The sequence below is a fragment of the Capnocytophaga sp. oral taxon 903 genome, assembly GCF_013394785.1.
Lineage (GTDB): Bacteria > Bacteroidota > Bacteroidia > Flavobacteriales > Flavobacteriaceae > Capnocytophaga > Capnocytophaga ochracea.
This window is the reverse complement of sequence record NZ_JABXYW010000002.1, coordinates 2,024,238-2,046,211: the sequence shown is the minus strand read 5'-3', so window position 1 is coordinate 2,046,211 and position 21,974 is coordinate 2,024,238. Positions and strand designations below refer to the sequence as shown.

Sequence of the window (21,974 nt, the reverse complement as noted above, 5' to 3'; positions counted from 1 at the left end):
TAATTTTGTTTTAATTTTTAAAGAATTTTTATTCAATTTCTCTCCCGTAACGGAGACTTCTTTCACTAAAAAGCAAAGAATGGAGAACACTGCTAAACAATGGAAACAACAACTGCAATACCTGCTGAAAGGAAGAGACTACGAGTCGCTTATATACACTTCAGCAGAGGACGTTCCTATCTTACCTTTTTACACTTCCGAAAACGTAAAAAGCCCTTATGCAGTTGATATCCAAACACAAGTAGCTGTTCCTCTTTTTGTATCAGATAAAGAACAGACCCTCAAACGCATTGCTTTTTGGCAAAGCCAATCAGTTCACTTTTTTTTGCTCAACCTGCACACTGAGCTTATTCAAGACGAAGTACAACAATGGTTACCTACTGATTTAGACTACTTGTTCACCAATGCCCTCACTGTAGATACCTCAACCTACCAAAACACAGGAGCTTCAATGGTGCAACAAATCGCTTTCGGAGTAGCCCAAATGCAGGAAATACTGACTACTTCAAAAGTAACCACTGCTTTTGTAAAAATAGCTGTTGGAGGTAGCTTTCTGTTAGAGATTGCTAAACTGCGTGCTTTTCGTCGCTTATTTAGCGAGCTCTACCCTACCCTACCCTTTCATTTAATAGCCGAAGTATCTCATAGAGGCTTATCTCTTCTGAAATCGTCACATAACCAAAACTATGTACAGTTAGCTTACGAGGCTGCTGTATTAGGAGGTGCTGATTATTTATTGCCTAAAAATTCCCTTTTCTTTAAGAAGAACAGCGTAAATACCGAAAAAGCAAATGTAGCCACCATTCAGCAACTCACTGCTACACGCAACGCAACACGGCTCAACGGAATGTATGCAATTGAGGCTATCAGCTACGAAATGTACAAGAAAGCTCTTGTACTATACCAGCAAGTTCATAAACAAGGAGGTTTGTCGGTTATGCTAAAAAGCCACAGCCTGCAAAAACAAATAAAGGCTAAGGCATCGCAAGAACAACAGTTTTTTAATACACAGTGTACTACTTTCTTTCCTGAAAATAGTACCGTTGAAGTTTATCCACGTAAAGAATGGGATTTCTATCCTTTTACCAAAAATCACACCGCCGACTCATTAACACCCAAACGCCTCTGGGAACCCTTTGAAAAAAGAGTAAAACAAGAAATGTATGAGCAAAAACAATGAAACTATGGCTGGTTTGCCGCCTTATGAACGCGGGTATCGCGCAATGGGGTATTTAGAAGGAATGCCCTCTTTGCGCATCGTGGCTATGGAAGAAGAAAGCATTTCGCGTAGCGAACCCACTGAAATACTCTATCAGAACATCAAGAATTTTACACAAAGCAAAGCATCTTGCAAATCATTGGTAATAACTGCTATTGATACTTTGCCCCAAGCCTTATCGGTAAAAGAAGCTCAATACCTCTATATCCCTGCATCTCTTCTTTTAGAAAACACCATTAGAGAAACTTTTATCCACATTCTTACTCCTAACGACAAACTGCGTATTTTAGTGGATAGTGCTCACAATGGTTTTGAAATCATTGCAATGCTCCGTAGCTTGCGCGCTCTTGCCCAACTGCCTATCACCTGCTTAGTTCATTCTATCACCGATTATCTATACGCCCTCATCGCCCAATCCGACGATTTGATATGTGATATCAAAAACAAAGAATTGGCTTCACCTGAAAACCAATTCCTAATAGAAAATAGTTTAGTTACCAAAACTATCGACCCATTCTTCCCCTAAGCCTCACTTTTATTAGGCAAAACGCTCAAAACAGCATTTCTTTAGCTTCACTTTACCTTCACTTTGAGAGCACTATTTCTTCGTTCATTCTTCGTCTTTTGTTCGTTCATTCTTCGTCTTTCCTTCGTCTTTCGTTCGTTGTAGACCCACTGTAGAGCCACTGTAGACCCACTGTAGACCCACTGTAGACCCACTCATTATTCGTTTATCTTATAAGCTTCCTATAAGTTCTGTATAAGCCCCCACCTAATTAACCATTAACCATTAACCATTAACCATTAACCATTAACCATTAACCATTAACCATTAACCATTAATCATTAATCATTAAACAAGGCTTTCTATAAGCTAAGCACACTCACCTAATAGCCTTTTTTCTTAAAAATTACTCTCATTACGCTTCTGATATTTTTTGTTTTCTTCCGAAAACGCCATCTCCCTCCGACCAATCAAATAACTATTTTAATCTCTCCCCATCATTTGCTAATTTTCACATCTGCTAATCGGCTAATTCGCTAATTAATATTTTTAAAGATTTATACGTAATTCAGATTTTTAATGTATATTTGCAAAATGAAAAAGAAAAAGCTACAAAGAAGTAAGTCTCGTATATCTGCAAAAAAGAAATCTCTATTTGGGAACTTTTTTACTATAAGCCTCCTATGCATTTTGTTGTTGGGAGTAGGTAGCGTTTTCTATATCAGAACCTATTATCCTGCCATTTACCAAAAAATACTAAACAAAATTACAGCCCGTAAAATAAACTCTACCTACGAAAGCAATCGTATTGAACATATCGTAAGCCTCTACTACGATAAAGTCTTCGGTATCGACCTTTCGCACTATCAAGAACGCGAAGAAATAGAATGGGATAGCCTTTACATCCGAAATAAAATTGCAAAATACCCTATTCAATTTGCCATTTTTAGAGCAACAATGGGGAACGATGGAACCGATAAAAACTTTGCACACTTTTTTTCAGAAGCTAAAAAACACCAACTTATCAGAGGAGCTTACCATTACTATCGCCCAGAAGAAGACCCTAAGCTACAAGCAAACTCCTATCTGAAGAATGCTCGGTTGGAAAAAGGAGATTTCTTACCTATTTTAGATATAGAACAATTACCTAAAAAGAAATCCAAAGAACAGTTTATTAAAGATGTACAAACGTGGTTAGATATTGTTGAAAAACACTACAAACGCAAACCCATTATCTATACTTACATCAGTTTTTACGAAGATTATTTGTATCCCACATTCAAGCAATACCCATTATGGATAGCCAATTATAATAATGTGTCAGTCCCTACCTCTGTTTTTTCTTGGCAGTTATGGCAATTCACTGAAAATGGTATTACTGCGGGAGCAAAAGTCAAAATAGATTTTAATATTTTCAATGGTGATAGTAGCGAACTGAACAAACTCTTATTGTAGTATGACAAAAAAGAACTCAGGACACTCTATAAGCAAAAACGCAATGCCCTATCAGCTGAGGAGCGAGACCTCCTCAGCCAACAAATAGCTGAAAGGTTACTTCTTTTTCCTAATTCTTTATGGGAGTATCACACTTACCATATATTCCTCCCCATAGAACGATTAGCCGAAATAAACACAAATTATATATTGAACATACTACGCGATAAGAATAAGCAAATAGTAGTCCCTAAAATGGATAACAATACTCGCACGCTGTCCTCTATTCTTCTCACCAAAGATACTCAGCTCATTAATAACGCTTGGGGTATTCCCGAACCTAAACAAGGTGTTATTATAACTCCCAAAACCATAGATGTAGTATTCGTTCCTCTTCTTTCCTATGATAAATATGGCAATCGGATAGGCTATGGTGGTGGCTATTACGACCGTTTTTTGAGTGAATGCAGAGGGGATACACTCAAAATAGGACTCTCCTACTTCCCTCCTGAAAATAACTTTTATGCTTTGAGAAATGCTACTGATGTTTTTTTAGATTATACTATCACTCCTTCCGCAAATTACACACTCACAAAAAGAGAATATTGATAAGTTTTTATTGAAGAAAAGTTTGCTTATATTGAATTTTTCAAAATAAAATACCATATTGTTTTGTATAATTCTAAATAAGTAGTATCTTTGCGCCGTCAAATCAAAATACAAACAATATTATGAGATTAAAATTTTTAGCTCCTGCGCTTATCGCAGGAATGACGGTGCTTACTACTTCTTGTAGTAAAGACGACAATCCGACCCCTATACCTTCTACTGCTAAAGAAGTTAAAGAATTAAATGTTTCTTCACAAACAGAGTGGGTGTATTTTTCTTTTTCAGAAGGGAAACAAGTAGAGGTAACCAATCCTCGCACAAGTGATAATTGGGATATCGCTTTCAATCGTTATAACGTAAAAACTAATGGTGGTACTTCAGGTATTGGAGGCGTGGAAGTAGCAAATACAGGAAGTAAAGATTTTGCTACTGTTACTCAATACCCTGGCATAGGATATGAGAAAGACATATTAGTAACTTCTTATGGGCGTCCACAACCAGGACAAACAACTCCTACTACTACAACTATCTCAGTTAATCCTGCCATTACAGGTACAGTACAAAGCCCTGACCCTAAAGGTTTCTATAACTATAATCCTCCTACACCAGGAAGCAATACTCCTCATATTACACTTACCAAATATGTATATGTAGTAAAAACAGTAAAAGGGCAGTATGTAAAATTGCAAATTACTGAGTATACTAACGCCAAGGGTGAATCAGGTTATCTTACTTTTAAATATGATACTCTTACCTCACAAGCTCCTATAGAAAAAGTAAGCCTTACTTTTACCAAAGCAGTTGCAGAAGTACAATTAGATGCTACTGCCGATTGGCAATACTTTTCATTGGCAACAGGAGCTGTAGTAAGCACCACTACCCCTGAAAATGACACTAATTGGGATATAGCTTTCAAAGGTTATTATGTAAAGCTCAATGGTGGTGTGAATGGTAAAGGAAAAGGAGAAGCTCTTAAAACAGAATCAAAAGATTTTGATGCTGTAAAAGAAACTGTAGTGGTAGGTTTTGAAAAAGACAAAGAAGTAACTTTTACTGGTAGAAACAGCTCTACTAAAGTAAACGTTTCACCAGTACTTACAGGAGGTTTTGGCTCTACTACAGGTACTATAAACATCAGTCCTAGCAATATAAACAAATGGGGAGATGTTTACGCTCCTAATGAATGGGTATACATTATCAAAACAGCTGATGGTAAATACGCTAAAGTGCAAGTAACTGATTTTTATAAGGAAGTAAACAGCAAAAAAGCACCTAATTACCCTAAACTTAAATATCAGTTGAGTGACACTCAAAGTAAATAATAAAGATTATGAAAGTTAGATTATTACTATCAGTTTTGGCTATAGCCCTTACTTTTGCTTCTTGCAGTAAGGACAATGATAACTCACCTCAATTACCTCCTAATGTAAAAAAAGTAACTAACTTAGATGTAAATAATAAATGGGTTACATTTTCTTTTGAAACAGGGGTAGCTACAGCTACTACAGCTACCCCTACCACTACTAGTTTAGACTGGGATATAGCTTTTAATAGTTTTTTGGTAAAACTTAATGGAGGCGAATCAGGAAGTGGACAAGCTGCAGCTTTAAATACTCATAGTCAGGATTTCTTTTCTATCAGTAAAGCTCCTGTAGAAGGATACTATGCTGATAATGTTACGCAAGTATTATTAGGGTATCCAAATACACAAACAGTTACCTGCTCTCTTTCTAAACCTATGACAGGAGGTTTTGGAGTTACCGAAGGAATTATACACATTGCTCCTGAAAATATGGGGGCTGATAAATACCCTAGCGTATACCGCCCTACTAAATGGGTATATATTCTCAAAAGAGCCAATGGTAAATTTGTAAAATTCCAACTAACCGATTGTTATAATGACAAAGCAAAAGCTGTATACCTTACTTTTCAATATCAGTTAAGTGAGGATAGTAATTTTTAATAATATTTAAAATAGCTTCAAGAGGTTGTTCAGCTATAAGCGAGCAGCCTCTTTCTTATAAATTAAATTATCAATATGCGAAAGATTTTTATCACTGCTTTTATTTCATTATTCTACTCGCTATCTACTCTTGCTCAAAACGACAAAAAGGAAGATGAACCTATAAAACTCAATGAAATAATTGTAACAGCTACACGCGCTCAAAAGAACTTAAAAAACGTACCTATCACTGTGCAAGTAGTTACCGCCGAAGATATTCGCAAATCGCAAGCTACCGACTTTCAATCGTTTTTAGAAACGGAATTTGCAGGTATCAACTTTACTTACGATGGAGGTATGCCCAATATTAATATGATGGGATTTGGAGGTAAATATGTGCTCTTTTTAATGGACGGAGAGCGTATGGCAGGAGAAACTTTTGACAATATTGACTATAATCGCATTGACTTGGATAATATTGAACGTATTGAAATCATCAAAGGGGCTTCTTCTTCTCTTTATGGCTCGAATGCGCTAGGAGGGGTAATTAATATTATTACCAAAAATGCTAAGAAACCTTTTGAAGGTAACGCGAGTTATCAGTACGAGAGCATCAAAAGTCATAAAGCGAATGTAGGCGTGGGGAGCAAGCAGAAATGGGGTAGTATCCGCCTGACATCTTTTTACAATTTCCGCGAACCTTATGTTTTGGAAGACAGCGAACCATTAACAGTTTATAAGAATGGTACAGCTGTTACCTCTGAAAAAGGAGAACTCAATATTGCGGGGTTTACTACTTATGGGGTTACCCCTAAACTTACTTTCAACTTATCACCTAAAATAGACCTTGCCCTTACGCCTAACTACTACTTCAGCGAACGCAATCAAGGGACAGAATCTTCAAGGAAACTACGTGATAGATACTATAACTACACTTTATCGGCTAAATCTAACATTGCACTCACTGAGAGCAAAAAATTAAGTCTATCAGGAGCTTTTGACCGTTACGACAAGTTTAACTACTTTCCGTTATTAAAAGAAAAAGAAAAGAACTATGAAAACACCATATGGCGTGCAGGAATGCAATACAACCAATCGCTATGGGAAAAACATTCGTTAGTAGCAGGAGCAGAAATATTTTCAGATGAACTACTCAGTTTTCGTTTTGATAATACGGGTACTGAAGCCAAAGAAAACGCACAAAACTACACCGCTTTCACCCAACAAGAATGGACACTTTCTTCTGCCTTCACCTTGGTAACTGGGGCACGTATAGATTATCATTCACTTTTTAAAGAACACTTTACCTATCGCTTGTCAGGGATGTTTAAGGTAGAGCAGTTTACTTTTAGAGGAGGTTTTTCCACAGGTTTCCGGTCGCCTACCTTGAAAGAACTCTACACTAATTGGTTTCACCCTTGGGGGGGTGGCTTCCAAATAATGGGTAACAAAGACCTTAAACCCGAAACCAGTAATAACCTTAACCTTTCAGTAGATTTCGACAGCAAGAAGGTGAATATTACTGCGATGACGCAACTCTCGTCGGTAAGAGATAAAATAGCCTTCCGCTGGACGGCTGCCAGCGATACTATTCGTTATGTAAATTTTAATGGCAATACTGAGATTGTAAGCTCTGAGATATCGGCGACTTATCACCCTACAAAAGCTTTCCGCTTTAAAGGTTCGTATGCGTACTACTACATTAGCAATAGCACAGGTGAAAACCGCCCACATACCTTTACTGTAAAAGCTGAATACATTCCTAAGCGTGATGCCCTCTATATTCCTAACGTTGTGTTGAGTGGCAAATACGTAAGTGCTACCCGCATTCACGATACCGATAGTAATAACAATGAGCTCTATACCTATTATGAACCTTATAGTATATGGCATTTGCAACTATTCTCTAAACTTCCCTACCACCTCACCTTCACAGCAGGTATTGACAATCTTTTCGATTATGTAACTAAAACCACGAGTTTCTATTCCAGTATTTCTCCGGGGAGAACTTATCTGGTAGGATTGAAGTGGACCTATTGATTTTCAAAAATAAGTTAGGTTAGAGGTAAGAATTTATATAAATTTTCATTGTGCTTTGTTTTTTCATCAAAAATAACTCCATCTTTTTTTCGAAATATATCAGAAGGATTCGAAAGGAGAAAATTAGGTGAAGAGTATAAGATAAGAGGTAAATTGGGTATGGTTAGCTTATAGGAAGCTTATAGGAAGCTTATACGAATCTTGGACGATTGGTATAGAAAGGGTATATAAGTAGTTGATTCATACTATAATACAACAATGCCAAAAATGTTAAAAACAGGGTTACGAGGCGAAAGTAAGAGAAAGATAAAATCCTCTTAACACGCACTTACTCGGTAGTTGTTGAGAAACTCTCCTAAGGAGAGGGAGCTTAGCAATGCAAAGGTAAAGACAAAAATAAGGTAAAAGTGGAGTAGATTAGTAAATTTTACAAATTTGTTAGTTCATAATTATTTTATACCTTTGCACCAAAACTAAAAATAAAATGATGTCAGAAGCTTCTTTTTCAGCATTTATACAGACTATCCTTATTATCATATTAGTGTTTTGGGGACTGAGAATCCTCCTGAGAATATTAGCTCCTTATATGATGCGTTTTTTCATAAACAAGGTAAGTGAAAGAATGCAAAAAGAATTCGAGCGTACCCAAAATCAGTACCAACAAAATGCTTATGGGCGAAATCGCTCAGAAGAGAAGGAAGGCAAACAAACTATTATAAATAAGAATTCTCATTCTAAAAACCCTGAAGCTACTAAGCAAGTGGGTGAATACATAGATTATGAGGAAGTTTGATTTAAGTAAGAGATAAAAGGTAAAAAATAACCAAATGAAAAAAATAGTCCCTCACGTTGTAGTAATAGCGCTATTTGCTGTAATAGCACTTGCTTTCTTTTATCCTGTATTACAGGGAAAAGGTATCTTCCAAAGCGATATTGTTCAGTATACCGGTATGGCGAAGGAGCGGAATGATTACCGTCAAACAGAAAACAAAGAGACATATTGGACAAACAGCGCTTTTGGTGGTATGCCTACCTATCAGTTAGGGGCACAATATCCTAATGATTTTGTAAAGCAGCTAGACAGAACGTTGCGCTTTTTACCTCGTCCTGCCGATTATCTCTTCTTGTACTTTATAGGCTTTTACGTCCTACTTTTGGTGTTAAAAGTGGATTACAAGAATGCTTTCTTGGGGGCTATTGCCTTTGGTCTTTCTACTTACTTGATTATTATTTTAGGGGCAGGGCATAATGCCAAAGCGCACGCCATTGCTTATTTTGCTCCTTTATTAGCGGGTATCTTATTGGTATTTCAGCGGAAATACCTTTGGGGAGGATTACTCACAGCAGTAGCACTGGCGTTAGAAATCTGCGCTAATCACTTCCAAATGACGTATTACCTGCTTTTATTGGTGTTGCTCTTAGGCGTAGGCTTCCTTTATAAAGCTATCAAAGAGAAACAACTCAAAGATTTTGCAAAAGCTATGGCGGTACTACTTGGGGCTTTAGTGGTGAGTGTACTGGCAAATGCTACTTTACTGCTCACGACTCGCGAATACGCCGATTGGAGCACCCGTAGTAAATCGACACTTACTATTGCTCCTGATGGGACTCCGAAAGAGCAGAACAGCGGTCTACCAAAAGAATATATCACCGAATACAGTTATGGCATCAGTGAATCACTAAACCTTATCGTGCCTCGTCTTTTTGGAGGTTCTAACCACGAAAACTTAGGAGAAAACTCTAAGACGTATCAGTATTTGGTACAACTGGGGGTACCCCCTATGCAGGCATTACAAGAAACACAACGTTTACCCACTTACTGGGGCGACCAGCCTATTGTGGCTGCTCCTGCCTATATAGGAGCTGTGGTGTTCTTCCTATTTGTCTTAGCACTTTTTGTAGTAAAAGGAAGAATTAAATGGTGGCTTTTAACGGGCTCAGTAATGGCACTCGTACTTTCGTGGGGCAAGAACTTCGGACTGCTTACTGATTTTATGATAGACTACTTTCCGTTATACAATAAATTTAGAGCGGTATCATCTATACAAGTAATTTTAGAACTCTGCGTGCCTATATTGGCGATAGTAGGGTTACAACAGTTCTTAAAAACACCTGAAGAGGAGCGCAAAAAATACTTACTTTACAGTCTTTATATTTGTTTGGGGGTAATGTTATTGCTTTTCTTAGGAAAAGGATTCTTTGATTTCCAAAGCGCAAACGATGTGTATTACGGCAACAGAGAGATTGTGCAAATGATAGTGGAAGACCGCAAAAGTATTTACACTGCTGATTTGCTAAGAAGCACCGTACTTATACTGCTCACGGCTTTGGCTTTGGTACTTTATCAGTACAACAAAATTCCTCTTAGGGGAATGCAAATAGCACTCTTAGCATTGCTTTTCTTTGATTTGGGAGGAGTAGCCAAACGCTATGTAAACAAAGATAATTTTGTAGATAAATACCTAATAGAAAATCCTTTTGAGGCAACTCCTGCTGATATGGCGATTCTTCAAGACAAGAGCTATTATCGCGTATACGAACCTCAAGTGGGTATCAATGGTGCACGTACTTCGTTTTTTCACCATTCGATTGGAGGCTACCACGCAGCGAAACCCAAGCGCTTGCAGGAGCTCTTCGATTACCAAATAGCCAAAGGAAATATGGAAGTGCTCAATATGCTGAATGTGAAATATATACTTTTGCGCAACCAAGAAGGAGAAATACAACCAATGCACAACGAAGATGCCTTAGGTAATGCGTGGTTTGTAAAGCAACTTAGCTTAAAAAACAGTGATGATGAGGTGATGAAAGCTTTAAAAGAGTTTCACCCTTCCGAAGAGGCTTTAGCAACGCTCAAAGATTTGAAAACAAACCTTCCACCACAATACACTGTGGATAGCACGGCTACGATTGCACTAAAACATATGCGCCCTGATGAATTAACTTATGAAAGTAACAATTCTCACGAGGGCTTTGCGGTTTTCTCGGAGATGTACTACCCTCACGGATGGAAAGCGACTATCGATGGCAAAGAGGCGCCTATCTATCGTGTAGATTACACTTTACGAGGAATGTCTGTACCCGCAGGAAAACACGAGATACGCTTTGCTTTTGAACCCGAAGTAGTAAAAACAGGTAGTAGATTAAGTCTTGTAGGGTGTATTTTATTGCTTTTATGGCTTGCGGGAGGTATTTTTGTACAATTTAAAAAATGAAAACACTTTTTACTACTATTGGACTACTGCTAATCAGTGTTATTCACGCTCAAGATTTTATAGGCAAAGAATGGCGCATTGATAATTTTTTAGGGGAGTTCCCTGACGTGACCGATGTCTATTTCCTAAAAACGCCTGAGAGTAAATATACTTTTGGCGACCGTATTCTCTTCAATTCAGATGGTACTTTCTCCTCTTGGTTAGTAGCCGAATGTGGTAATACCTGCTCTTCTCCTACCATAGGGACTTATCAAACGGTAGGCAAGTATTTATCTATTCAGGTAGAAAGAATGGAAAAACGAGGAGTGGAATGTGATAGTATTCCTATAGAGCTCAATCTTAATCTCGGTAGTTATTATCTCCACAAAATCTCCAACGATGAATACTACCTCATTAAAAGTACTGGTAATTTTGCTACCGACAAACAGAAACTAAATGACGTAGCCACTTTACTGCGCTTTATCAAAATTTATGATAAACGAGGTAAATCGCCTAATCCTTCTTTCCAACTGAAAAGTGATATTCCTAAAGATGAGCGCATTGGTAAATTCGTACGCAAACTATTCCATCTCACTACTTATGAAATCCTCAAAGGCTTCCCTGATAACCATAGTACTCATTACCTTGTAAAAGACCTTAAAACTAATACCTATTACTACCTAAGAGAGGAATATTTTAGCAATAAAGTTACTGTTTACTACTTTACTGAAAAAGACTTAAAACAACGTGCTAAAGAATTGAAAAAGCAACGATAAAACCTATGGAATTATGAAAGAGGAGCTTAAACAATATATAAAGAAACAAAAATATGACCCTAATACAAATAAAACAGAGATTTTGATAGGAAATTTTTCAAACCTTCCTATTGATCCAATAGATGTAATATCTAAGATTATCAGTCATTTTAATTCTAAAAACCACAAAATTATTGTAGATGATTATTTGTCATATAATAATGGAGGTAATTGGAATTCTCATATAATATTCAATAGTATAACTTTTAATAAAGAGGTGGCTTTTAAGTTTTATTCTTTTGAAGATGATGTGAGTTTTATTAATTGTACTTTTAGAGAAGGAGTAATTTTTGGGAAAAGTATCTTAAAAAAAAGTATTGGTTTTATTAATTGTATTTTCAAAAATAATACTAATTTTTGGGGAACATTTTTTTACTCAACAGCAGTTTTTTCTGAATCAAGATTTGAAGGTGTTGATAATAATTTTTGGCAGAGTCATTTTTATGGAGATGTTTTTTGTGAGAATATTAATGTAAGGTCAAATATAAGTTTTTCAGATACAATATTTGAAGAAAATGTCTATTTTAAAGAAGCTATTCTAAAGGGAAAGATTAATTTTTCTAATGTGAAATTTAAAAATAGTCAAAAAGATAATATAGAAGAGAAGCAAAAAAAAGAGATTGATTTTTCAAGAGTTGTGTTTGATGCTGTTACATTTAACAACACAGATTTTCAAAAAAATGTAAGATTTCACGAGACAGTATTTAATAATAATGTAGATTTCTTTAATACATCATTTAAAGGGTTAGCAGATTTCTATTTAGTAAAATTTGAAGATGACCAACAGTTTCATACTACTGATTTTTTAGACAGAGCTATTTTTTCAAACACTACTTTTAAAGGAGAAACGCAATTTATTTACAATAAAGTAGATAAAAATAGCTATATCAACTTTGAAAGTGCTAAATTTGAAAAAGGTTTGGATATTTCACGTGCTAACTTTAATTGTAATCTCAATTTTTGGAATATATACATACAAGATGAAAGCATTTCTAAGTCTACAAAGTACATAGATGATTTTGCTAAGCATAAAAAAGAAGCAACTCCTTCTGTTTATAAACAACTTCGTGAGACTTATCGCATTATTAAGAATAATTTTTATAAACAAAACAATATAGTTGAAGAACTTAGGTTTTATGAAAAAGAAATGAGTATTTACTTGGAAGAGAAACGCACAGAGGATAAAAAGCCTATAAATAAAATTATACCTATTGAAAAAATAATCTTCTATCCTATTGCTAAATTATCAAGTATAAGGGAAAAATACGGTAGGAAATATGATGTCCCAATTATTGTAAGTAACTTTATAATATATCTACTATTTGTTTATTGTCAGTCTCATACATACTTTTGGATTCTTTTTTTAGAAGCATTTCTTTATGTTGCATTACTACTTTATCCAAAAAAGAAGGATATTAAGAATACTATTAAGCAAAATAATTATATTTCTCTTATTGTACTTTTTGCGTCAATGCTTTTATTATTTGTGCCAATATATAATGTTGTGCCTAAAAAGAATACAAGTAGTGATTATATTTGTATATTTATAGAAAAGGTAAGTTCACTGTTAAGGAATGATTATGAATATATTATACTCTATCTTTCACCTTTTATAGCTATATTTTTAATAGTCTTATTTATTAGAAGAGAAAGACTTCTATTATGGTTTAATAAGAACTCAAATGAATTTGGAGGAAATTGGGTCGCTGGTGTTAATTTTACTATATTTGTAGCACTAATTACTTATTTTCTTATTTTACTACCTATTTCATGTAGTTTAGAACTTTCTTTAACATCAGAAGGAGTAGGAAACTTTTTAAGAGGTTTGGTTGATATACTCAACATAACCGATTGGAGATATATAGAGTTATTTGGCGAAAAACCTACTAACTGGCAATATGTATTTCTTTTTATTGGTCGTATTTTTGTTGCCTATGGTATCTATCAAACAATACAAGCTTTCAGAAAATTTGGTAAATCCTAACTTATTTACTATTTTTGTGCTTGTAATATACAACGCTTTTGTAGCTTGTTTCCTTAGAAAGTTCGGGGTTAATTTTCAATTGCTAATCATCAATTACTAATTTATAAATAAAGGGAACATTTACTTCACCTATTGGTCTCATCGTCATTTTAGTGGTTCTGCTCTTCGTTACTATCTCATCGCTGGTGGCGCGCTACAAACATTGTCCGTCTGATAAGATCCTCTTAATCTACGGTAAAACCGGTGGTTCTTCTGCCAAATATATCTACGGTGACGGTGTCTTTGTATGGTTTGTGATTTAGGATTATGCCTATGCGGAAGGTTACAAAGATGTGATGGAGGCTACCGGTAGTGCCCCTACCAAAACGTTCCAATTACTCCTCACCGAGAAGTTGCTTGAATTGGTTAAAATAATAGAAGTGAAAGCTGTTAAGAACATCAGAATTGACTAAATTACGGTATGGAATTCTCGCAAAGGCGAAGACGGCAAGATCTCTACTGCCAATTTTGTATAAGGAATGATGAAGACTGTACCCCTCTCTTAACGACCTCTTCAATATGACAGGCTTAACCTCCCTACTTACCTCGCTAAGGAAGGTAAAAAGACAAAAGAGGTACCTAACAGAAGAAGTGAGAACCGAAGTAAAACCTAAAAAATAAATAGTTCTCAAAACTACTTTATATTAAAAAACAAAAAGGAGCTACAATAATGTAGCTCCTTTTATTGTACCTGAGGAGGGAATCGAACCCTCACTCCGAAGAACACGAGTTTGAGTCGTGCGCGTCTACCAATTCCGCCACTCAGGCTCCTTTTTAATTCGGTTGCAAAAGTACATAAGTTTTTTAAATATACAAAAAAAACGAGTACTTTTTTACAAAATAATTTATAACAACCTATACTTCAATAGTCACTGCTTTGTTTTTAACAAGGCTACCTTCCTCAAAAAAGAAGTCTATTCTTCCCAAATTAATACCATAACAACCTACTTGATTTACCAAAGTAGTTTTTCCTCTTTTATTTGTAACCAAAGTAGGATGAGGTAAAAAAGTATGTGTATGACCTCCTATAATTAAATCAATATAAGAGGTTTGAGCAGCTACTTTTAAATCGGAGACCTTAGGGCTATTTTTGTAATCATATCCTAAGTGAGACAGACAGAGAATTAAGTCACAATGTTCTTCATTATGAAGTTTGCGTTCCATATCTTGTGCTATCTCTATAGGGTTCAGATAAACTGTTTCGCCGTATTGTTTTTTATTTACCAAACCTTCCAATTCAACGCCCAGACCAAAAACTCCTATTTTAATACCATCTACCATATAAATTTTATAGGGTTTTGTATACCCATTGAGGAGCGTTTTACTTACATCGTAATTAGAAATGATAAAATCAAACTTGGCGTGAGGAAGCTGTGCAAAAAGCCCCTCTACCCCATTGTCAAAATCGTGATTCCCTAAGGTAGCAGCGTCGTATTTAAGCATTGACATTAGCTTAAACTCTAACTCACCTCCATAGAAATTAAAATAAGGAGTGCCTTGAAAAATATCTCCTGCATCGAAAAGCAAGGTATGAGGATTTTCTTTACGTACTTGGTCGATGAGATATGCCCTACGTGCTATTCCTCCTTTATTAGGGTTATGAGGGTCAGTAATAGGGAAAGGGTCGATGTGACTGTGTACGTCGTTCGTATGCAAAATAGTAATTTGTTTTGCATTGCTTGGCTTCATTGATAGCGATAGACCTCCTACCCCCATTAGCAAAGATGAAGCTCCTATGTTTTTAATAAAAGTACGTCTTTTCATAATCGTATTATAGTTTATATTCAAATCGGTTATCTTTTTTAGCGTCTAATACATCTATTTTTTTGAAATAGTCAATCAGTACATTGCGAAGTTTATAATCTGTTTCATCTACTTTTAAAGAATTTTCGAAGAAGTACATCGCATCTCCCCCATTCATTAAATAATCGGAAGTAGCAACTATATAAGTAGCTTTAGAATCGAAAGGTTTCCCATTGATATTGAAGTGAACCACCTTACCATCTTTGGTGATTTGCAAATCTATTTGCTTTGACAGAGGGTGAGGTTTTCGCTCTTTAATCAAATAGTTAAGAAGCTCTTGTACTTTCTCTCCTGACATTGTAAGTACTACTACTTTATTCTCAAAAGGCATTATATCATAAACTGAACCTACTGTAACATCACCTTTGGGCAAATCGGAACGAATACCTCCCCAATTGAGCATTACAAAGTCGATATCCTTACCTGTACGTTTTTTGTAAAGAGGATTTACAATTTCGAAGGTAGCATCAGCCATAAAATTACCAATAGCGGTATTTAATGCTTTTTCTTTTCTATCTTTCACCAAATCGGCTGGGTTTTGAGCTAAGACGGTAGACATCTCAGAGGATATGTGTTCGCGATATGGTGTGATAAAGTTTTCTATTTCAGCTTTTTGTGAAATAGTATCGGTAATAGGAATGTTTATAGCTTTTACTCTTGTAAGCTGCGTTTTAGACGAAGAGCAAGAGGCTAAAAATCCTATTGTTACAAGCAATACAAAAAAATAATGCTTCATTACATCAAACTTTTTCATAAATATATTTCTATTTTAAAAATTATTTTTACCTTTGCAATCACACGCAAAATTACAATATATTTTGGACATCGTAAAAAATTATAACATAAAAAATAAAATTCGGAAGAATTTTAAAGCCTTAGAAAGTTATAACAAAATGTTAGACAACAACTTAGCAAAAGTTGGTTGTATTGTGGATATGGATGTAGTGAAGAATGTAGACCCCTTATTGGAGCTTATAAAATACTATTCCATTCGCCCTGAGAACTATATTGTCTTAGGATATAAGCGTGAATCAGAAGAAACTCACGCTAATGGAACTCCTTTTCTGATTGATAAGGAAATTAATTGGCAAGGAAAGATTAGGAATTACCACGCCGATAGATTAGCTGAACAAGAGTATGACTTGCTCATTAATTATTTTAGTGAGCCTAAATTGCCATTGTTACTATTGTCTTCGTCTATCAAAGCTAAATTAAGAGCTGGTTTTGAAGGAATAGGACTACAGTACAACGATATTGTGATAGCTTGTTCTCCTGCTGATGAAAAGGTTTTTGCTAATGAATTAAAAAAAATATTAGAAACCATTATTCGCAAATAAAAAAAATTATGACAAAACAACTAAGAGGAACTGGTGTGGCTCTTATCACACCCTTCACAGCTGAGAAGCGGGTGGATACTAAGGCTCTTACCCGTATAGTAGAATATGTAACTGATGGTGGAGTAGATTTCATTGTAGTTTTGGGAACTACCAGCGAAGCTCCTACTCTCAGTAAGGAAGAAAAGGCTCTTGTACGAGAGACTATTATCAAGGCTAATAAAAAGCATTTACCCTTAGTATTAGGTATTGGGGGCAATAATACCCAAAGTGTTATTGAGGAAATCAAGAGTACGGATTTAACCTCTTTTGATGCGATTCTATCTGTAACGCCTTATTACAATAAACCTTCGCAAAATGGTTTATATGCACACTTTGCAGCGATAGCCAAAGAGAGTCCTTTACCTATTATTTTATATAATGTACCTGGGCGCACAGGGGTATGTATGACCGCTGAAACCATATTACGATTGGCTAATGACTTTAAGAATATTATAGCTGTAAAAGAAGCTTCTGGCAATTTAGTGTTAGATATGAATATCTTAAAAGATATGCCTAAACATTTCACTTTCTTATCAGGAGATGATACTACAACCCTTCCTTCAGTATATATGGGTGGTAGTGGAGCAATTTCGGTGATTGGGATTGCTTTCCCTAAAGAATTTTCTGAGATGGTACGGTTAGGGTTAAATGGTAATACTTCTAAAGCCAATGCTTTGCAATACGAATTGTTACCTATGATGGCTTTAGCCTTTAAAGAAGGGAACCCCACAGGAATTAAAGCTATTTTGGCTGCTCAAGGCTTATGTGAGCCCTATGTGCGTTTGCCTTTGGTAGAGGCTTCGGATAGTTTAAAAGAAGAAATAAGAAAAGCTTTAAAATAAAGGGCATTATAAAATAAGTGACAAATAAAAAAAGCGGTTTGAAAGTTAGCTTTCAAACCGCTTTATATCTTTCAACTGTTCGTTATCAAGATCGTAGATATCATTCTTTATAGTTGCTTCGCCTTTCTTATCTACCGATATGGTGTAGTACAGAATATTAATCATATATTTTGTATTGAGTTTTACACGATACTGATTGCGCTTATTATTGTTCATAAAGTCTTTGACCTTCTCTTCTGTCCAAGACTTTCCATCACCTTCATTCTTCAGTAGATAATAGGCTAATTGCGAAGGATTTTGCACGCGTACACAGCCGTGACTAAGTGCACGTTGCTCACGTTCGAACAAATACTTCGATGGTGTATCGTGCAAATATATACTCATATTATTATTGAGCAGGAACTTCACTAAGCCCAATGAGTTGCGCTCGGAGGGAGCTTCTACAAAATAAAAAGCACGTTTATGCACTAATGGATTCGTCCAATCTACTTCTAAGGGGTCTATCACCTTGCCATTTTCATACATAGTATAACCTCTATTTTTGTATCTTTCGGGGTCTTCTTGCAATAGCATTTGAGGAATCATTTCTTTTCTAATAATACTCTGAGGCACAGACCACGTAGGGCGAAATTCTATTGAACGGATAGAATCGGTGAAAATGGGAGTTGAGCTTTGAGCTCGCCCCACCACTACTTTGGTTTGATATATTAACGAGTCTTTATGATATAAAAAAAGTTTATAATCAGGGATATTCACAATTATATAATCATCACCTAAATCATTATTGAAAACACGCATACGCTCCATATTGAGCCTAAGTAAATCGCGCTGGCGTGCTTTATTCATATTCAGACGATTGAGTGTTTGGATACCTAAGGAACCATCGGGAATAAGCCCATTACTGCGCTGAAATCTTTTCAATGCCCATATAAGGGTACTATCTACTTCCTGAGGGTCGATTTTGGGAACTGACCCAAAGCCTTTTTTAGCTAAGGCATTGCGCAAGCTCTCAACCTCAGGATCGGTATATCCGTAAACAAAGTTTTTAGGGTCTGAAAATTTAATGATACGGATAGTGTCAAGAGGCTGATTTTTGAGTTGTATATACTTATATTTCATTCGTCTATACTGTTCTCCTTTGGGATAAAGACTTGCTAATTTTGCTTCTAAATCATCGTTATCTCCCAAATGTAAGAGCATATCAATATTCCGATATTTATATTTTGGTTTTATCCACGTATGTTTTCCATAGGCTCTTTTAGAAAAGCGACCAGAGGTAAGGTGCTTGGCAAAAAGCAAAAAAGAGGCGGTAATTTGTTTATCTAAATAAGCCTTATAATCATTAGGGAGTTTATATTTATAGGCACTATCTACCACTTTTTTCAAAGCAGAACGCCTATAAGTTTCGGGGTTTAGACCATCTTCTTCAATACATTTTAAAGCTTCTATATATTGCGAAAAGATGTGAGAAGGGATATCTTCGAAGAGCCAACGAGTTTTTCCTCCATTTTCTGTATAATAACTATGGGTTTCGGACTGTATTCCTTTTTTATAAGTAGCATCAAGAACTGTAAGATTTTCGAATGAAGTTACAGAGGTATCTACTGCAATAGTAAGAGCCTCAGTATAAACCTCTTTACCAGCCTCATTTAATGAAGAATTGGGGTGAGAAGTAGTGGGAGTAGTTTTTCTACAGCTTTGTAAGGTGATAAAAATAGCTATTAAAACTGCAATTTTTATCTTTAAATCAATATGAATCATATTAAAAACATATTTTGGGTGCAAAGATAAGGATAATTAGGGAATTAGCAAATTTGGAAATTAGGAAATGATGGGGAGAGATTAAAATAGTTATTTGATTGGTCGGAGGGAGGTGGAGCTTTCGGAAGGAAACGAAAAATATCAGAAGCACACTGAGAGTAATTTTGAAGAGAAAAGGCTCTTAGGAGGGTATACTTAGCTTATAGGAAGCTTATAGGAAGCTTATACGAATCTTGGACGATTGGTATAGAAAGGGTATATAAGTGATTGATTAATAATACAATACAACAACGCAAAAAATGTTAAAAACGAGGTTACGAGGCGAAAGAAAAGGTAAGGTGAGGTATTAGAGAAATATGGAGGAACTCTAAAAAACTCGGAGGCAAAATATGCTTAGCTTATAGGAATCTTATACGGAATCTTGTACGATTATTATAGAACAGCCTTTTAAACTTCTATAAAATAAGGAGTTATATTATAGAAAAACAGCTTATTAAGCGTATCAATACACTTTTTTAGCTGTTTAGTTTTTAGTTTCCACTTTTTTTCAGTACCTTTGCACGACTTTTTAAAATAGACAAAAATGTTTGATAATTTAAGTGATAAATTAGAGAAAGCCCTACATAACTTAAAGGGGCACGGTAAGATTACCGAAATAAACGTAGCTGAAACACTGAAAGAAGTGCGTCGCGCTTTGCTTGATGCCGACGTGAATTATAAGATAGCCAAAGATTTCACCAACAACGTAAAAGAAAAAGCCTTAGGACAACAAGTACTCACTACCCTACAACCAGGGCAGTTAATGGTGAAGATTGTAAAAGATGAGCTCACCCAGCTAATGGGAGGTGATGCTGCTGGAGTGAACCTATCGGGGAATCCTACTGTTATATTAATGTCGGGGTTACAAGGTTCTGGTAAGACTACCTTCTCAGGGAAATTGGCTAACTACCTTAAAAATAAAAGAAATAAAAAACCATTGCTCGTAGCGTGCGACGTGTATCGTCCTGCTGCGATAGACCAATTACATATTGTAGGAGAACAGGTGGGGGTACCTGTTTTTTCGGATAAAGGCAATAATAACCCTGTGGATATTGCCAAAAAAGGGGTGCAATACGCCAAAGAAAACCACTTGAACGTGGTGATTGTGGATACCGCAGGTCGGTTGGCAGTAGACGAACAAATGATGACCGAAATATCGAATATCCACAAAGCACTGAACCCACAAGAAACCCTTTTTGTAGTAGATGCGATGACGGGGCAAGATGCTGTAAACACGGCTAAAGCCTTCAACGATGTGCTCAACTTCGATGGGGTTATCCTTACCAAACTCGACGGGGACACCCGCGGTGGGGCGGCTATCACTATTAAATCGGTAGTGAATAAACCTATCAAATTCGTAGGTACCGGCGAGAAAATGGACGCTATTGATGTGTTCTATCCCGACCGTATGGCTGACCGTATCCTCGGTATGGGCGACGTGGTATCATTAGTAGAACGCGCTCAAGAGCAGTTTGACGAAGAGCAAGCGCGCAAATTGCAAAAGAAAATTGCAAAAAACCAATTTGGATTTGACGACTTTCTTGAACAAATACAGCAAATTAAGCGTATGGGTAGTATGAAAGACCTCCTTGGTATGCTTCCCGGTGTAGGCAAAGCAGTGAAAGACCTCGATATCAAAGACGACGCTTTCAAGCACATCGAAGCTATTATCCATTCGATGACTCCAAAAGAGCGCAATACGCCTGCTATCATAGATTTAAACCGTAAAAAACGAATTGCCAAAGGTAGCGGTCGCGATATTCAAGAGGTGAACCAACTAATGAAACAGTTCGAGCAAATGAGCAAGATGATGAAAATGATGCAAGGTGGTGGTGGCAGAAAGATGATGCAGATGATGCAGGGAATGAGAGGTTAGATAAAAGGTAAAAGGTGAAAAATACAAATATGTTACAAGAATTCATTGAAACAGTAGTAAAGAACAAAGAGGTGTTTTACTTAGAAGTAAACGAATCGTTTGCTATGTGTGGTTCGCAAGCCTTCTACATTGAGGAAACCAAAGAAGCTATTCCTGTAGCCCTCTTTTGGGAAGACGAAGAGAAAGCAGTAGCTTGTAAAGCGGACGAATGGGCTAAGGGAATTGTAAAATCGGCTACCTTAGAAGAGTTTATCGAGATTTGCTTTGGAATGCAAGTAGAAACAATGGCAGTGGGTATTGGGTTCAACGCTGACCTATCAGGAGGAGAAGAACTCGTGCCTGTTGATTTGATAAAAGCATTAATAAAAGAAATTGACAGAACGAAAACAGCGGTTACTTTTAGTGACTCGTTTGAATCATTAGCCCAAGTAAAACAACTTTTGAACCAAATAGAGCTTGACATCACCGATGAAAAAGCTCTTTAACCACTAAAAAC

Annotated in this window: 17 protein-coding genes, 1 tRNA gene and 2 pseudogenes; 16 read left to right on the top strand and 4 right to left on the bottom strand. The window is 36.2% G+C overall.

Features of this window, described 5'->3' with window-relative positions:
- The first annotated feature begins 79 nt into the window (after positions 1-79).
- The 12 genes and pseudogenes from HW279_RS08540 to HW279_RS11290 form a co-directional block, all read left to right on the top strand.
- On the top strand, positions 80-1,180 hold the full coding sequence (locus tag HW279_RS08540) for a methylmalonyl-CoA mutase family protein (RefSeq protein ID WP_178958660.1): 1,101 nt from the start codon (positions 80-82) through the stop codon (positions 1,178-1,180).
- A complete protein-coding gene (locus tag HW279_RS08535) occupies positions 1,164-1,745 on the top strand; it encodes a hypothetical protein (protein ID WP_178958659.1) in 582 nt (193 codons plus the stop codon). Before HW279_RS08540 ends, HW279_RS08535 begins: the two co-directional genes overlap by 17 nt.
- A 573-nt stretch (positions 1,746-2,318) precedes the next feature.
- The gene (locus tag HW279_RS08530) at positions 2,319-3,179 is read left to right on the top strand and encodes a glycoside hydrolase family 25 protein (protein WP_178958658.1); all 861 of its coding nucleotides are present in this window, start codon (positions 2,319-2,321) and stop codon (positions 3,177-3,179) included.
- A 6-nt stretch (positions 3,180-3,185) separates the two neighbouring features.
- Positions 3,186-3,767, top strand: a pseudogene (locus tag HW279_RS08525) (5-formyltetrahydrofolate cyclo-ligase); the annotation flags it as partial.
- Positions 3,768-3,889: 122 nt separating this feature from the next.
- A complete protein-coding gene (locus HW279_RS08520; protein ID WP_178958657.1) occupies positions 3,890-5,089 on the top strand; it encodes an HmuY family protein in 1,200 nt (399 codons plus the stop codon).
- An 8-nt stretch (positions 5,090-5,097) separates the two neighbouring features.
- Complete coding sequence (locus tag HW279_RS08515) at positions 5,098-5,730, top strand: HmuY family protein (RefSeq protein WP_178958656.1); 633 nt, start codon at positions 5,098-5,100, stop codon at positions 5,728-5,730.
- A 75-nt stretch (positions 5,731-5,805) separates the two neighbouring features.
- Positions 5,806-7,749, top strand: coding sequence for a TonB-dependent receptor plug domain-containing protein (locus HW279_RS08510; RefSeq protein WP_015782839.1), 1,944 nt, complete (start codon positions 5,806-5,808; stop codon positions 7,747-7,749).
- Positions 7,750-8,233: 484 nt separating this feature from the next.
- Entirely contained in the window at positions 8,234-8,542 is a 309-nt protein-coding gene (locus HW279_RS08505; RefSeq protein ID WP_178958655.1) for a DUF4834 family protein, read from the top strand.
- Between the two features lie 34 nt (positions 8,543-8,576).
- Complete coding sequence (locus HW279_RS08500) at positions 8,577-10,964, top strand: YfhO family protein (RefSeq protein WP_178958654.1); 2,388 nt, start codon at positions 8,577-8,579, stop codon at positions 10,962-10,964.
- A complete protein-coding gene (locus HW279_RS08495) occupies positions 10,961-11,719 on the top strand; it encodes a hypothetical protein (RefSeq protein WP_178958653.1) in 759 nt (252 codons plus the stop codon). Before HW279_RS08500 ends, HW279_RS08495 begins: the two co-directional genes overlap by 4 nt.
- Before the next feature lie 13 nt (positions 11,720-11,732).
- Positions 11,733-13,742: a pentapeptide repeat-containing protein gene (locus HW279_RS08490; RefSeq protein ID WP_178958652.1), complete on the top strand. Its 2,010-nt coding sequence runs from the start codon at positions 11,733-11,735 to the stop codon at positions 13,740-13,742.
- Positions 13,743-14,056: 314 nt separating this feature from the next.
- Positions 14,057-14,395 (top strand): annotated as a pseudogene (locus HW279_RS11290) (flotillin family protein); the annotation flags it as partial.
- 74 nt (positions 14,396-14,469) lie between these two features.
- Here HW279_RS11290 and HW279_RS08485 read toward each other — a convergent pair.
- From HW279_RS08485 to HW279_RS08475, 3 genes are all read right to left on the bottom strand, one after another.
- Positions 14,470-14,549: transfer RNA gene (locus HW279_RS08485), tRNA-Leu, on the bottom strand.
- A gap of 87 nt (positions 14,550-14,636) precedes the next feature.
- Entirely contained in the window at positions 14,637-15,545 is a 909-nt protein-coding gene (locus HW279_RS08480; RefSeq protein ID WP_178958651.1) for a bifunctional metallophosphatase/5'-nucleotidase, read from the bottom strand.
- Positions 15,546-15,552: 7 nt separating this feature from the next.
- Entirely contained in the window at positions 15,553-16,338 is a 786-nt protein-coding gene (locus tag HW279_RS08475) for a 5'-nucleotidase C-terminal domain-containing protein (RefSeq protein ID WP_009419908.1), read from the bottom strand.
- A gap of 64 nt (positions 16,339-16,402) precedes the next feature.
- On the opposite strand from HW279_RS08475, the gene HW279_RS08470 reads away from it, so the two are divergent.
- Both HW279_RS08470 and dapA read left to right on the top strand, forming a co-directional pair.
- A complete protein-coding gene (locus HW279_RS08470; protein ID WP_410493744.1) occupies positions 16,403-16,921 on the top strand; it encodes a DUF6913 domain-containing protein in 519 nt (172 codons plus the stop codon).
- Positions 16,922-16,929: 8 nt separating this feature from the next.
- A complete protein-coding gene (dapA, locus tag HW279_RS08465; protein WP_178958649.1) occupies positions 16,930-17,802 on the top strand; it encodes a 4-hydroxy-tetrahydrodipicolinate synthase in 873 nt (290 codons plus the stop codon).
- 45 nt (positions 17,803-17,847) lie between these two features.
- On the opposite strand, the gene HW279_RS08460 is transcribed toward dapA, so the two are convergent.
- Positions 17,848-19,563, bottom strand: a complete 1,716-nt coding sequence (locus HW279_RS08460) for a murein L,D-transpeptidase (RefSeq protein ID WP_178958648.1) — start codon at positions 19,561-19,563, stop codon at positions 17,848-17,850.
- A gap of 583 nt (positions 19,564-20,146) precedes the next feature.
- Here HW279_RS08460 and ffh point away from each other — a divergent pair.
- Complete coding sequence (ffh, locus tag HW279_RS08455; RefSeq protein WP_009411396.1) at positions 20,147-21,478, top strand: signal recognition particle protein; 1,332 nt, start codon at positions 20,147-20,149, stop codon at positions 21,476-21,478.
- Positions 21,479-21,507: 29 nt separating this feature from the next.
- The gene (locus tag HW279_RS08450) at positions 21,508-21,963 is read left to right on the top strand and encodes a DUF2750 domain-containing protein (RefSeq protein WP_178958647.1); all 456 of its coding nucleotides are present in this window, start codon (positions 21,508-21,510) and stop codon (positions 21,961-21,963) included.
- Positions 21,964-21,974 lie beyond the last annotated feature (11 nt).

Coding starts and splice junctions, on each gene's coding strand:
- HW279_RS08505 (WP_178958655.1), top strand. CDS start 8,234: ATGATGTCAGAAGCTTCTTTTTCAGCATTTATACAGACTATCCTTATT.
- HW279_RS08515 (WP_178958656.1), top strand. CDS start 5,098: ATGAAAGTTAGATTATTACTATCAGTTTTGGCTATAGCCCTTACTTTT.
- ffh (WP_009411396.1), top strand. CDS start 20,147: ATGTTTGATAATTTAAGTGATAAATTAGAGAAAGCCCTACATAACTTA.
- HW279_RS08480 (WP_178958651.1), bottom strand. CDS start 15,545: ATGAAAAGACGTACTTTTATTAAAAACATAGGAGCTTCATCTTTGCTA.
- HW279_RS08530 (WP_178958658.1), top strand. CDS start 2,319: ATGAAAAAGAAAAAGCTACAAAGAAGTAAGTCTCGTATATCTGCAAAA.
- dapA (WP_178958649.1), top strand. CDS start 16,930: ATGACAAAACAACTAAGAGGAACTGGTGTGGCTCTTATCACACCCTTC.
- HW279_RS08450 (WP_178958647.1), top strand. CDS start 21,508: ATGTTACAAGAATTCATTGAAACAGTAGTAAAGAACAAAGAGGTGTTT.
- HW279_RS08510 (WP_015782839.1), top strand. CDS start 5,806: ATGCGAAAGATTTTTATCACTGCTTTTATTTCATTATTCTACTCGCTA.
- HW279_RS08460 (WP_178958648.1), bottom strand. CDS start 19,563: ATGATTCATATTGATTTAAAGATAAAAATTGCAGTTTTAATAGCTATT.
- HW279_RS08490 (WP_178958652.1), top strand. CDS start 11,733: ATGAAAGAGGAGCTTAAACAATATATAAAGAAACAAAAATATGACCCT.
- HW279_RS08540 (WP_178958660.1), top strand. CDS start 80: ATGGAGAACACTGCTAAACAATGGAAACAACAACTGCAATACCTGCTG.
- HW279_RS08500 (WP_178958654.1), top strand. CDS start 8,577: ATGAAAAAAATAGTCCCTCACGTTGTAGTAATAGCGCTATTTGCTGTA.
- HW279_RS08535 (WP_178958659.1), top strand. CDS start 1,164: ATGAGCAAAAACAATGAAACTATGGCTGGTTTGCCGCCTTATGAACGC.
- HW279_RS08475 (WP_009419908.1), bottom strand. CDS start 16,338: ATGAAAAAGTTTGATGTAATGAAGCATTATTTTTTTGTATTGCTTGTA.
- HW279_RS08495 (WP_178958653.1), top strand. CDS start 10,961: ATGAAAACACTTTTTACTACTATTGGACTACTGCTAATCAGTGTTATT.
- HW279_RS08520 (WP_178958657.1), top strand. CDS start 3,890: ATGAGATTAAAATTTTTAGCTCCTGCGCTTATCGCAGGAATGACGGTG.